Annotated in this window: 11 protein-coding genes; 8 read left to right on the forward strand and 3 right to left on the reverse strand. The window is 65.8% G+C overall.

Annotated features, from left to right (window positions below):
• Positions 1-57 precede the first annotated feature (57 nt).
• The 7 genes from W930_RS0107205 (at position 58) to W930_RS0107235 (ending at position 10,494) form a co-directional block, all read left to right on the forward strand.
• Positions 58-906, forward strand: coding sequence for a TetR/AcrR family transcriptional regulator (locus W930_RS0107205; protein WP_023595737.1), 849 nt, complete (start codon positions 58-60; stop codon positions 904-906).
• A 345-nt stretch (positions 907-1,251) separates the two neighbouring features.
• A complete protein-coding gene (locus tag W930_RS0107210; protein WP_023874529.1) occupies positions 1,252-3,750 on the forward strand; it encodes an acyl-CoA dehydrogenase in 2,499 nt (832 codons plus the stop codon).
• A 58-nt stretch (positions 3,751-3,808) separates the two neighbouring features.
• Positions 3,809-5,278, forward strand: a complete 1,470-nt coding sequence (locus tag W930_RS0107215; RefSeq protein ID WP_023595735.1) for a 3-oxoacyl-ACP reductase — start codon at positions 3,809-3,811, stop codon at positions 5,276-5,278.
• 24 nt (positions 5,279-5,302) lie between these two features.
• A complete protein-coding gene (locus W930_RS26530) occupies positions 5,303-6,238 on the forward strand; it encodes a MaoC/PaaZ C-terminal domain-containing protein (protein ID WP_023595734.1) in 936 nt (311 codons plus the stop codon).
• A complete protein-coding gene (locus W930_RS0107225) occupies positions 6,235-7,557 on the forward strand; it encodes an acetyl-CoA C-acetyltransferase (protein ID WP_023595733.1) in 1,323 nt (440 codons plus the stop codon). Before W930_RS26530 ends, W930_RS0107225 begins: the two co-directional genes overlap by 4 nt.
• A 113-nt stretch (positions 7,558-7,670) precedes the next feature.
• Positions 7,671-9,470: an AMP-binding protein gene (locus W930_RS26535; RefSeq protein WP_023874532.1), complete on the forward strand. Its 1,800-nt coding sequence runs from the start codon at positions 7,671-7,673 to the stop codon at positions 9,468-9,470.
• A gap of 1 nt (position 9,471) precedes the next feature.
• Complete coding sequence (locus W930_RS0107235) at positions 9,472-10,494, forward strand: DUF1571 domain-containing protein (RefSeq protein ID WP_023595731.1); 1,023 nt, start codon at positions 9,472-9,474, stop codon at positions 10,492-10,494.
• A gap of 164 nt (positions 10,495-10,658) precedes the next feature.
• On the opposite strand, the gene minE is transcribed toward W930_RS0107235, so the two are convergent.
• From minE to minC, 3 genes are read right to left on the reverse strand one after another with little or no spacing between them, the layout of a single operon-like run.
• On the reverse strand, positions 10,659-10,913 hold the full coding sequence (minE, locus tag W930_RS0107240) for a cell division topological specificity factor MinE (protein WP_023595730.1): 255 nt from the start codon (positions 10,911-10,913) through the stop codon (positions 10,659-10,661).
• A gap of 9 nt (positions 10,914-10,922) precedes the next feature.
• On the reverse strand, positions 10,923-11,738 hold the full coding sequence (minD, locus tag W930_RS0107245; protein WP_023595729.1) for a septum site-determining protein MinD: 816 nt from the start codon (positions 11,736-11,738) through the stop codon (positions 10,923-10,925).
• A gap of 43 nt (positions 11,739-11,781) precedes the next feature.
• Positions 11,782-12,540 carry a septum site-determining protein MinC gene (minC, locus tag W930_RS0107250; protein WP_023595728.1) on the reverse strand — a complete coding sequence of 253 codons (759 nt, stop codon included), beginning with the start codon at positions 12,538-12,540 and terminating at the stop codon, positions 11,782-11,784.
• A 350-nt stretch (positions 12,541-12,890) separates the two neighbouring features.
• Here minC and W930_RS0107255 point away from each other — a divergent pair, with 350 nt between their 5' ends.
• Entirely contained in the window at positions 12,891-13,079 is a 189-nt protein-coding gene (locus W930_RS0107255) for a hypothetical protein (protein WP_023595727.1), read from the forward strand.
• Positions 13,080-13,417 lie beyond the last annotated feature (338 nt).

Raw genomic sequence — 13,417 nt, forward strand, 5'->3', positions numbered from 1 at the left:
GGTTCATTGAGACTGGATGGATGCGGCATCGCGCCGCGTCGCCGAGGAGAAATCGCCGTGAGCCCACGCCTTGCAGCCGGCCGACAAGCCGGCGACACGAAATTGCGGATACTCGACGCCGCGGAAGACCTGTTCATCGAGTACGGTTACGAAGCCATGTCGCTGCGCCAGATCACATCGCGCGCGGAGGTCAACCTGGCGGCCGTCAACTATCACTTCGGCAGCAAGGAAACCTTGCTCCAGGCGATGCTGGCGCGACGTCTCGACCGCCTGAACGACGAACGGCTGGCATTGCTCACCCGGGCCGAGGCCGAATGGCCCAACGGGCAGCTCACCTGCGAGCATGTGCTTGGGGCGATGTTCATCCCGGCGCTCGCCATCTCGCACCATCGCGAGATCGGCGGCCCTGCGTTCCTGCGCCTGCTCGGCCGGGTCTACGCGGATCCGTCGCCCTTCATCCGCGAGTATCTGCAGCAGCATTACGCACCGGTGTTCGAACGGTTCTTCGAAGCATTCGCCCGGGCGCTGCCGGAGCTTCCGCGTCAGGAACTGGGCTGGCGCCTTCACTTCGCATTGCAGGCCCTGTCGGGCGTACTCGCCAGCAGCGACACGTCGCGTCTGATCGATACCTTCGCGCAGGGCCAGCCCATGGGCGACCTGCAGGTCGTCGCCCGCCTGACCGCGCTGATGGTCGCCGCGCTCAAGGCGCCGATGCCGGGCGAAGCGCAGCTCGCCAGTTTCGCCGCCGTGTTCGCACTGGCCAGGGACGCCGACGTCACGCCGCCGCGCGAAGCGGGCGCCGCCCCTGGAGCGGATCACGGCGCCGCCTCCGGTGACGGCAACGCCCCGCCCGACGCATCCGCGGCGATGCCGGGCGGCCACGGCCGCTCGCTGGCGAGCGCCTGAAAAAATCGACGCACCCCGAGGCCCGCGCCGAAGGGGGTCCGACCGAAAGCGCGTCCTGCCGCTCTCCGGTCGAAGCAACACTCGGACGTGCCAATTCCCGGCGCACCAACATGCCGCTGGGTCATCAAACAAGAACGCCGTCGTCGTGCCAGTCGGGGGACGGGGCAACGCAACACCGCCCCCCTGACCAGACTCGCCGACAGACGGCGCGAGGAAGACAGTCCCGCCCGCTTGCCGCCGGCTTGCCACCCGCTTGCCACCCGCTAACCGGCAACGGCGATCGGCTCGAGCGCCGACACGTACGGTAGCGGGCGTCGGGACTGAACCCAAAGGGAGGAAAACATCATGGCTGTCTGGATTCTCGCGTTTGTGGTGGGCGTGTGCGCGCTGCTCCTGTATCGGGCTCGCGCATGGCAATGGCTCGTTGCCATGGCGCTGTGGCTCGGCGCGGGCGTTGCGACGGGATTGATCGGGACGGTCGCGACCGCAGTGCTCGCCGTCGCCTTCGTGCTGCCCCCGCTCGTGCTGAGCATCGATCCGCTGCGTCGGGCATGGATCACCGCGCCGGCGCTCGCCAAGTTCCGCACGATCATGCCGGAAATGTCCGAGACGGAAAAAGACGCCATCGAAGCCGGCACTGTCTGGTGGGACGCCGACCTCTTCTCGGGCCGCCCCGACTGGCGCAAGTTCATGGCGTTACCGGCCCCGAAGCTGAGCGCTGAAGAGCAGGCGTTCATGGACAACGAGGTCGAGCATCTTTGCGACCTCTCGAACGACTGGGAAAGCACGCAGGTCTGGCAAGACCTGCCGCCCAGGGCGTGGCAGTACGCCAAGGACGCGGGCTTTCTCGGCATGATCATTCCCAAACGTTACGGCGGCCTCGAATTCTCCGCCTACGCACATTCCCAGGTGGTGATGAAACTCGCGTCGCGCTGTTCCGCGGCCGCGGTCTCGGTGATGGTGCCGAACTCCCTGGGTCCGGCGGAGCTGCTGCTCCACTACGGCACCGAGGAGCAGAAGCACTATTACCTGCCCCGTCTGGCGAGGGGACAGGAAATTCCCTGCTTCGCGCTGACCAGCCCCTACGCCGGCTCCGACGCCGCCGCCATTCCCGACGTCGGCATCGTCTGTCGGGGCGTGCACGAGGGCCGCGAGACGCTGGGTTTTCGCGTGACGTGGAGCAAGCGCTACATCACGCTCGGCCCCATCGCGACCGTATTGGGCCTGGCCTTCCGCGCGCTCGATCCCGACCATCTGCTGGGCAGCGACGACGAGCCGGGCATCACCTGCGCGCTCATTCCGACGACCCATCCGGGCGTGGTCATCGGTCGGCGCCACTGGCCGCTCAACGCCGTGTTCCAGAACGGCCCCAACTCGGGCAAGGACGTCTTCATTCCGCTCGACTGGGTCATCGGGGGTCAGGCACAGGTCGGCAAGGGATGGCGCATGCTGATGGAATGTCTGGCCGCGGGCCGCGCGATCTCACTGCCGTCGTCGAACGTCGGCTATTCGAAGATCGCCGTGCGCGCCACGGGCGCGTACGCCGCCGTACGCCGGCAGTTCCGCACGCCCATCGGCAAGTTCGAGGGCGTGCAGGAAGCGCTCGCGCGCATGGCGGGCAATCTCTACGCGATGGATGCCGCGCGCCGCATGGCCGCACTGGCCGTCGATCTCGGCGAGAAGCCCTCGGTAATCTCTGCCATCGCGAAGTACCACGTCACGGAGCGCGCACGCAAGGTCGTGAACGACGGCATGGACGTCGTCGCGGGCAAGGGCATTTGCATGGGGCCCAACAATTTCCTCGCGCGCGCCTACCAGCAGGTACCGGTCTCGATCACCGTCGAGGGCGCGAACATCATGACGCGCTGCCTGATGATCTTCGGCCAGGGTGCCATCCGCTGCCATCCCTACGTCCTCAAGGAACTCGCCGCCGCGCAGACGACCGATCACGACGCTGCCGTGCGCGCCTTCGACGACGCCCTCTTCGGCCACCTGAGCTTCGTGGCGAGCAATATCGTGCGCGGCGCACTGCAAGGCGTCACGCACGCGAGATTCTCGGCCGTGCCATCCAACGCGGCGCCCGAGCTGCATGCGTACTACCGCGCGGCAAACCGCCTCTCGACACTGCTCGCGATTGCGGCCGACGTCTCGATGGCCGTGCTCGGCGGCTCGCTCAAACGCCGCGAGAGCATTACCGGCCGGTTGGGCGACATCCTGTCGCAGTTGTTCGTGCTCACGGCAACGCTCAAGCGATATGAGGACGAGGGACGCCCACAAGCCGACTTGCCGCTCGTGCACTGGGCCGCGCAGGACGCGCTGTGGCAAGCGCGTGAGGCGTTCGAAGGCGTGCTCGCCAACTATCCGTCGCGCCCGGTCGCCTGGTGGATGCGCTGGAAGCTCGCGCCGCTCGGCCTGCCTTACGCGAAGCCGTCCGATGCGCTTGCCGCGCGCGTGGCCGACCTGATGCAGACGCCGGGCGACACCCGCGAACGCCTGATCGCGGGCAGCTACTCCCCGCGCCCGGAAATCGACGAACTGGCCTACGGCGAAATCGTCTTCCAGATGTCACCGCAAGTGGCGGCCATCGAACAACGCCTGCGCATCGCCGTCAAGGAAGGCCGTCTGCCGACGATGCCGCAAAGCCTGCCGGAATTCACGCAATGGGTGGCGCATGCCGCGCGGCTGCAACTGGTGAGCGACGACGAGCAGCAGTTGCTGGGTCAATACGCCGATTACGCCGCACGTGCAGTCGCCGTCGACGATTTCCCGGCCGACTTCGGCCGCGTCGTCGACATGCAGCGTGCGCAACGGCAGGAACCGGCCGACACCGCGCTCATCTCGTGATTGCGGCGAGCGCCGACATCGATGCCTTTCTTTTCGCGATCTCGAGGGTGAACGCGCCGTGACGACGTCCGACCGATATCTGGCTTTCGCCAACTCCCCCGTCGGCAGCCGCCTGGCCAATGCGCTGGGCCTGCCGCGTCCCGTACCGCTGGAGCGCATGCCACCATACGGCGATGATCGCGATGATCGCGATGATCGCGTCGATGGCCAGCATGGCGCCGAGGCCCGCGCCGTGCCCGCGCCACTGGCCGTCGTAGGCGGTGCCGGCGACGCACCACTGTTGCCCGGACTGGCTCGCGAGCTGCATTGGCTCGGGGTACCGAGTCTTGCGCATACGCAGCGCCTGGATTGGATTTCGTACGCCAACAAGGCCGGCACGATGAGCGGACGTTTCAATCCGGACGAAGGCGTGCGACCGAAAGCACTGCTGTTCGACGCGAGCGCCATCGAAGACACCGACGCACTGAGCGCGCTGTATGACTTCTTCCACGACACAGTCGCCACGCTCGACCGATGCGCGCGCGTGCTCGTGCTCGGCTTGCCGCCGGGGCTCGCGCCGACACCGCGGGCCAGCGTTGCGCAACGCGCGCTCGAAGGGTTCGTGCGTTCGCTGGCCAAGGAAGTCAAACGCGGCGCGACGGCGCAACTACTGTACGTTGCGCCGCAGGCGCGCGAGGCGCTTCACTCCACGCTGCGTTTCTTTCTGTCGCCGCGGGCCGCCTATGTCAGCGGCCAGGCGGTGACACTGCAAGCCCCCGTGTTCGATACACCGCCGATGCGCGACCAACGCCCACTGGCCGGTCAGGTCGCCGTCGTCACCGGCGCGGCACGCGGCATCGGCGAAGCCATTGCCACCGTACTCGCACGCGATGGTGCCCACGTCGTCTGCGTTGATATCGCGTCCGCGCAAAGCGCGCTGGAGACGGTCGCCGCGCGCCTGAACGGCAGCGCCCTCACCTGCGACATCGCCGCGCCCGAGGCGGGTGCCACGTTGATCGCGCATCTGGCCGTGCACGCGCCGAACGGACTCGACATGCTGGTGCACAACGCCGGCATCACTCGCGACAAGACCCTCGTGCGCATGAGCGAGGCGCAATGGCAAAGCGTGCTCGACATCAACGTCGGCGCGCCGCAACGACTCAATGCCGCGTTGCTCGACGCGGGCGTTTTACGCGCGGCCAGCCGCATCGTGGGCGTGGCGTCGATCAGCGGGATCGCAGGCAATCGCGGGCAGACCAACTACGCCGCCTCGAAGGCCGCGGTCATTGGCATGGTGCAGGCGTGGGCGCCGCGCCTGGCCGAGCGCCGGATCAGCATCAACGCCGTGGCGCCGGGCTTCATCGAGACGCAGATGACCGCGGCGGTGCCCTTCGCCATTCGCGAAGCCGGACGCCGCATGAACTCGCTCGGCCAGGGCGGCCAGCCCGTCGACGTGGCCGAAGCGATCGCGTGGCTGGCGCACCCGGCCTCGGGCGCCCTGACCGGACAGATCGTGCGTGTGTGCGGGCAGAGCCTGCTCGGCGCCTGAGTCATCCTCGTGGAGTACAACGCGATGCCCAACGACCGCCCCCGCCCCTGCGACGACGTGCATGACGCGTTGCCCGCCGTGGACGTCACGCACCTGCCCTCGCCGCTGCATCTCTACCTGCGCGCGCTGCTGACCTCGCGCAAGCCGGCCGAGGCGCGCGCGCTCCCGACGCTGGCGTTCGCGAGGCGCAATGTCGCGCTCGATGCGGCGGCCATCGCCCGTTACGCACAGCTGTGCGGATTTCGCGACGCGAACGCAGTACCGCCAACGTGGCCGCATCTGCTGGCTTTCCCGCTGCACATGCTGTTGATGACGGATCGTGCGTTTCCGTTCGCCATGCTCGGCATGGTGCACCTGGCCAACCGGATCCGCTCGAGCGCCACAGTCGCGCCGGGTGAGAGGATCGATCTCGACGTGCGAAGCGGCGCGCTGCATGCTCACGACAAGGGACAGGTTTTCACCGTCGTCACCACGGCGCGCCGCGACGGCGTGGTGGTGTGGACCGGCGAGAGCCTGTACCTGCGCACCGGGGTGCGCGATGCGCTCGGCACGCCCTACCGGGCCGAACTGGCCGCCGGCATACCCATGGAAGCATTGCGCACATGGCAAGTGCCGGCCGACCTCGGCCGCCGGTATGCGCGCCTGTCGGGCGACTACAACCCGATCCATCTCTGGCCCGTCACGGCAAGGCTTTTCGGCTTTCAACGCCCAATCATCCACGGCATGTGGAGTTTTGCTCGCGCGCTCGCCGAGGTCGTACCTGCCCATGCCGACGATCTCGATCTTCTCGTCGAGTTCAAGACCCCCGTGCTGCTGCCGGGCGAAGTCACTTTCTGGCGCGCGCCGCGGGGCGATGTCTTCGAGTTGCGCGATGCGGCGGGCACCGTCCCCCATCTGCGCGGACGCTGGCAAGCGCCGGCGCCCTTTTCCTCTTCTTTCGACACGGAACCCCAGTCATGAGCGCATTCAAACCGACCGCACCGGCGCCTGCCTTACGGCGCGTGGCGATTCTCGGCGGCAACCGCATTCCGTTCGCGCGCTCGAACACCGCCTACGCCACCGCGTCGAATCAAGACATGCTCACGGCCGCGTTGCAAGGCCTCGTCGACCGCTTCGACCTGCATGGGGAGTGCCTCGGGGAAGTGGCCGCGGGCGCCGTCCTCAAGCATGCGCGCGACTTCAACCTCACGCGCGAATCGGTGCTGTCCACGACGCTGGCGCCGCAAACCCCCGCTTACGATGTCCAGCAGGCCTGCGGCACCGGCCTGGAGACGGCCATCCTCACCGGCAACAAGATCGCGCTGGGCCAGATCGACGTCGCTATCGCGGGCGGCGTGGACACCGCGTCGGACGCCCCGATCGGCGTGAATGAGCACCTGCGCAAGATCCTGCTCGAGGCCAATCGCCAACGCAGCACGGGCGGCAAGCTCGGCGCGCTGTCCAAGGTGCGCCCGGGCATGCTGTTCCGCCCGGCGCTGCCGCGCAACGGCGAGCCGCGCACCGGCCTGTCGATGGGCGAGCATTGCGAGTTGATGGCAAAACAGTGGCAAATCGATCGCGCGGCGCAGGACGAACTCGCGCTCGCGAGCCATCGACATTTGGCCGCGGCGTACGAGCGCGGCTTCTTCCTTGACCTCATGACGCCGTTTCGCGGCTTGCAGCGCGACAACAACCTGCGGCCCGACGTCTCGCTCGAGACACTGGCCGGCCTCAAACCGGTGTTCGACCGCAGCGCCGCCGGCACCCTCACCGCGGGGAATTCCACGCCACTGACCGACGGCGCATCCTGCGTGCTACTCGCGAGCGAGGACTGGGCGCGCGCGCACAACCATCCGGTACTCGCCTATCTGACCTACTCGCGGACGGCCGCCGTGGACTACTTCAATCCCGACGACGCGAAGCGTGAGGGCCTGCTCATGGCGCCCGCCTATGCCGTGCCGCGCATGCTCGCGCAGGCCGGTCTCACGTTGCAGGACTTCGACTTCTATGAAATCCACGAAGCGTTCGCGGCTCAGGTGCTGTGCACGCTCAAGGCATGGGAGGACCCGCAGTACTGCCGCGACCGGTTGGGGCTTGCGGCGCCGCTGGGCAGCATCGATCGCCGTCGTTTGAACGTGAACGGCAGTTCGCTGGCCTGCGGTCACCCATTCGCCGCCACCGGCGGGCGAATTCTTGCCACGCTCGCCAAACGGCTCGCCGAGCGCGGCGGCGGACGCGGCCTGATCTCGATTTGCGCCGCCGGTGGTCAAGGCGTCGTTGCCATGCTGGAGCGCGAATGAGGTAACGCCAATGAAGGGGCAATAGGTATCGCCGGACCGGGCGCGAACGTCGAGTTGCCGTCAGAGCAGCCGCGCCGCGCCGCCGGGTCGGTGAACGATACAGGGAGACGATGATGGATCAAGCCGTAGCACAGGCGCGCGTCTGGTTGCGTGCCTACCCACCCGGCGTGCCCGCCGATATCGACGTGACACGTTACACGTCGCTCGTGCAGGCGTTCGACGAGTGGATCGACAAGTACCGCGAACGCGTCGCGTTCGTGAGCCTCGGCAGCGAAATGACATACGCGGAAGTGGCGCGTCAGGCCCATGCGTTCGCGGCGTGGCTGCAATCGCAGGGCGTGCGAAAAGGCGAGCGCGTCGCCTTGATGATGCCGAACTGCTTTCAATACCCCATCTGCCTTTTCGGCACGCTCATCGCGGGCGGGGTCGTCGTCAACGTCAATCCGTTGTACACGGTTCGCGAACTGAAGCATCAACTGGTCGACAGCGGCGCGCGCACCCTCGTCGTGTTCGAGAACTTCGCGAAGACCGCTCAGGACGCGATTGCCGGCACCGACGTGCAGCAGGTCCTCGTGACACAGATCGGCGATCTGCTCGCCCCCGGCGCCAATCTGAAGGGACGCGCCGTCAACTTCCTCATGCGACACATCGGCAGGCAGGTCCCCCCCTACGATCTGCCGCAGGCGATCCCGCTGCGTCGTGCGCTCGCGCAGGGCGCGAAACATGCGCCGATGCCCGTGCCGCTCATGCGCGACGATCTCGCATTCCTCCAGTACACGGGCGGAACGACCGGCGTGGCCAAGGGGGCAATGCTCACCCATGGCAATGTGCTCGCCAACCTGTTGCAAACCGAAGCGTGGGCTGCCGATCAGCTCAACGGCGACATCGAGGTGAACCTTTCGCTGTTGCCGATGTATCACATCCTCTCGCTCACGGTGAACTGCCTCATCTTCATGAGCCTGGGCGGGCGCAACATCCTCATCGCGAATCCACGCGACGTGAAGAAGGTCGTGTACATCATTCGCAACGAGACCTTCACCGGCGTGACCGGCGTGAACACGCTCTTCAACGGCTTGCTCGAGAACGCCGACTTCTGCGCGCGCGACTTCTCGAAGCTCAAGCTCTCGCTCGCGGGCGGCATGGCCACGCAGCGCGCCATTGCCGAGCGCTGGCGTGAGGTGACCGGCAAGCCGATCATCGAGGGCTACGGGCTGACCGAATGCTCGCCGATCGTCACGATGAACCCGGTCGATCTCGCCCATATGGACACGTTCGAATTCACCGGCTCCATCGGACTGCCAGCGCCGTCGACCGAAGTCAGGTTTCGGCGCGAAGACGGCACGTGGGCCGATCTCGGCGAGCCGGGCGAGCTGTGCGTGCGCGGCCCGCAGGTCATGCGCGGCTACTGGCAGCGCCCCGAGGAGACCGCCAGCACCATCGATGCCGACGGCTGGCTGATGACCGGCGACATCGGCGTGATGGACGAGCGCGGCTATGTGCGGCTCATCGATCGCAAGAAGGACATGATCCTCGTGTCGGGCTTCAACGTCTATCCGAACGAGATCGAAGACGTCGTCATGCTCCACCCCGGGGTGCGCGAGGCGGCAGTCGTGGGCGTGCCCGACCCGATCGCGGGAGAGCGCGTGAAACTCGTGGTCGTGGCTCGCGATCCGCAGCTCGATGCCGATGCGATCCTCGCGCACTGCCGCGCACACCTGACCGCCTACAAGGTGCCGCGCATCGTCGAATTCCGCCAGGGCGAACTGCCCAAGACGACCGTGGGAAAGATTCTGCGGCGCGAACTGCGCGGCACGCATGACGAAAGTCACTCGCGCGCTGCGCACGCCACGACCGCACCGAGCGACGGGCGCGACTCGCACGCGCCGACACCCGCGAACCAGGGAGACAAATGACATGATCCATCGAACCCTCATGCGCGCCATGCCCGACGTGCCCGCCATGCCCGCCATGCCCGACGTGCCGGCTCAGCGCGCCAGCCGGGCCGCTCGCCGCACGCCGCGAACGATTCGGCTGGCGATCTCGCTGCCGCTGCTCCTGGCCGCGCTGCACGTCGCCGATGTGCGCGCGCAAGCGCAGCCGCAGCCCGAAGCCACGCCGTCGAGCGCCGTCGCCCCGGACACCGGCACACCTGACGCCGAAGCGTCGAGGCTCGCGGCGATGCCCGTCGCCGCACAGGCCCAGTGGCTCACGCAAGCGATCAAGAGCGGCGAGTTGGCCAAAATGCGCGACGAGGCGATCGTCGCCCGCCTGCAGGCGCTGCAGGCCGACGCGCTCGTTCGCGTACTCAAGGCGGAATCCGCCGCACTGCCGGAATACCAGTACGAGCTCACGCGCCACGAGCGCATCAACGACCAGTGGCAGACTACGCCCGATCGCATGTTCGTGAAGATTCGCGAGAAGCCCTTGCAGATCTACGCGAAGTGGCTGCCCGGCGGCGCGCATGCGGGGCAGGAGATCATCTACGACGAGACGAAGAACCCGAAGGAAATGTACGGCCACCTCGGCGGCATTCTCGGCTTCACGTCGATCTGGAGCAGCATCGATGGCCCCCTCGCCCGCTCGCAATCGAACCACACCGTGCGCGATCTCGGCTTCGCATTCATCGCCGAACGGATCGCGCACGACGGACGAAGCTTCCGTGCCGAAGGCCTCTCCGACAAGCCCGCAAGAATTTCGGCATCCGAACTGAATGGCGTGCGCGTGGCGGCACTGGAATGGGAAGCGCCGTCCGGGCCGCCGCAGCACTACGCCAGGAAGTCACGCGTGCTGATCGATCTGAAGACGGGGTTGCCGCGCGGCATCGAGGCGTGGGATGCCTCGGGACAGAAGATCGAGGAGATGCGCTTCGAGAAGGTGCGCAAAATGCAGTGGACAGACGCCACGTTCGATCCCAGGAACCCGGACTACAAGTTCTGATCCGTGGCCGTGCACGGGGCACGATCCGGCGCAATCTCGTGCCATCGGCGCCGCGCGCACGGCGCGGGCAAGACGAAAGCCCGCCATCCGTACCAGCGGGTGGCGGGCTTTTGCCTGACAGGACATTCGTGACCGGAGAATGCGCGCCGGTCGGCGGCGCACGCTCAGGTTTGCGGTAGTTCGATCTTCACTTCGAGCACTTCCAGGTTGTCCTGGTGCTCGACACTGACCTTGATGTCGTCTTGTCCGATTTTGACGTATTTGGAGATGACGGCAACCAGCTCGCGCTGCAAGGCCGGCAGATAATCCGCCGGCGGCGACGAGCCCGCGCGTTCGTGCGCCAGAATGATCTGCAGGCGCTCTTTCGCCACGGCGGCGGTCTTTTTCTTCTCCCCCAGGAGGAAAGACAGGAAGGACATGGGCGCTCCTTACTTCGAGCCGAAGATGCGCTGCAACAACCCCGGCTTTTGATAGTCGGTAAAGCGCATGGGCTTGTCCTCGCCCTTGAATCGGCTCACCACGTCACGGTAGGCGTCGGCCACGTCGGTGCCGTCCAGATGAATCGCCGGCGTGCCCTGGTTGGAGGCATGCAGGACCGATTCCGACTCGGGAATCACGCCGATCAGTTTGATCCGCAGGATTTCCTGAATGTCCTCGAGCGACAGCATCTGACCGTCGTTGACACGCTTGGGGTTGTAACGCGTGATGAGCAGGTGTTCCTTGATCGGCTCGCTGCCTTCGATGGCGCGCTTCGTCTTCGACGAAAGAATGCCCAGAATGCGATCCGAGTCGCGCACCGACGACACTTCCGGGTTCGTCACCACGAGGGCTTCGTCCGCGAAATGCATGGCGAGCAGCGCGCCCGATTCGATACCGGCCGGCGAATCGCACACGATGTACTCGAAGCCCATGTCGCTCAGGTCCTTGATGACCTTCTCGACGCCGGCTTGCGTGAGCGCTTCCTTGTCGCGCGTCTGCGAGGCGGGCAGGATGAAGAGGTTCTCGCAGGACTTGTCCTTGATAAGCGCCTGGTTGAGGTTCGCCTCGCCCTGAATCACGTTGATGAGGTCATACACCACGCGGCGCTCGCACCCCATGATGAGGTCGAGATTGCGCAGACCCACGTCGAAATCGATGACTGCCGTCTTGTGCCCCTGCAAGGCGAGGCCGGCGGAAAAGCTGGCACTGGTCGTCGTCTTGCCGACGCCACCCTTGCCAGAGGTCACCACAATCACTTTTGCCATCTGTCGATGCCTTCCCAAACTTGAGGATGAAATTAGCTACGAATCATTTGAGCCCGAGGGGCTCGAAAATCAGTTTGTCGTCTACCAGCCGCACCTGCACCGACCGCCCCTGAACTTCGGGCGGCAGCGCATATTCGCCAGTCCGGTATATGCCGGCGATGGAAATCAGCTCGGGTTCCAGACAGGTGCAGAAGATGCGAGCATCGAGCTTGCCCTTCACACCTGCCAGTGCCCGCCCCCGCAGCGGCGCGTAAATGTGAATATTACCTTCCGCGATCACCTCGGCCCCATAACTCACGAGATCGAGGATGATCAGATCGCCCTTTGCGTAGATCTGCTGACCCGAGCGAAGCGGACGGTCGATGATGGTCGAAGGAATCGCCGACGCCTCGGACGGCGCCGGCGCGGCAGGCGCGGCCGCCTCGGCGACACTCGCTTCGGCCTCAGCCTCGCTCGCGCTCTCGCGTGCCGCACGCGGCACTCGGCGCTCGTGGCTGTCCAGTCGCGGAAGACCGTCGACGACTGCCCACTCGGCCTGTTCCGCATTGGCGACCACGCCGATGGGTTTCATGCGGAATTCGGCCAGCATTTCGGCCAACGCGGGCACGGCAACGCGCTCGTCGCCGGCCAGACGCCGAACGTCGATGGCGACCGTGTCGCCCGCAAAAAACTCCGGGGTCGCCTCGAAACGTTGCGCCAGTTCCGAGCGCAGGGTGTCCAATTGCGGCGTCTTGACAACGAAATGCAGGGTATCGACGGCTCCACTGCGTAACTCGAAGTACGGCGTTTTCTTTTGCGGCATGTCAGGTGAGTGTGCGCGAATTGCTGGCAAATTGGGCCATTCTACCGTTCCTTGCGTGCGAGCAAACCGCAAATCAGCAGGGCAACCCCATGATTGCCTCAAATATCGACCGTGCTGCATTGCAGCATATGCCTATGTTTCACACACCACTCGACACTTGCCCCTGCCTGGGGATTGACACACTCTCGTCATCGCCAAAGGCTACTCTGGCGGTGGAAAAGTCCATGGCAACGCTTGCTGCATAGCAGCAACGAAAGTGCGAATTTTGTCGCGCAAGTGCCATATTCGTGACCTATCCTTAAAGTCCCTGACGAGGGACCCCTAGTGGAACCGCAAACCGGGAGACGAAGATGCTGAGTCATCATGAATTTGCCACCCTGATGCTGGTGAAGGACGCTCCGGAGCAAGTGGAGCTCAATCGCCCGGACCTCGAATCGTTGCTCGAAAGCAAACTGATCGAATGGGAAGAGTTGGAGCCGGGTGTGAAGTCCCCGCGCCTGACTGTCCAGGGCAAGTACGTCCTCCAGGCCGTCGCCTGAGCCCCCCCAGCCTGCAGTAGAGGTGTCAGCCGCAACAAAAAAGCCCGCCGGAAGGCGGGCTTTTCATTGGGCGGAGCGCATTGCCCCGACAATCCGGCGCAACTCAGCTGTGCCGTATGTCGCCACGACGGGTGCGCCGCCACGTGTGCCTCGCACTCGGGTGCTCACGGCACCAGTTGCGATCCACGAGCCAGGCGACGGCCGCGCCGACGACCAGCACGATCACCAACATTGCTATCAAGCTCCCTGTAAGCATGGCGGCCTCCTAACTTCGACATGGCGGGATGGCACGCTTCCATTCTAGGCAATCCCTATCGAAATGGGTACTCGAAAGTCAT

Source organism: Pandoraea sp. E26, from assembly GCF_000681415.1.
GTDB classification, from domain to species: domain Bacteria; phylum Pseudomonadota; class Gammaproteobacteria; order Burkholderiales; family Burkholderiaceae; genus Pandoraea; species Pandoraea pnomenusa.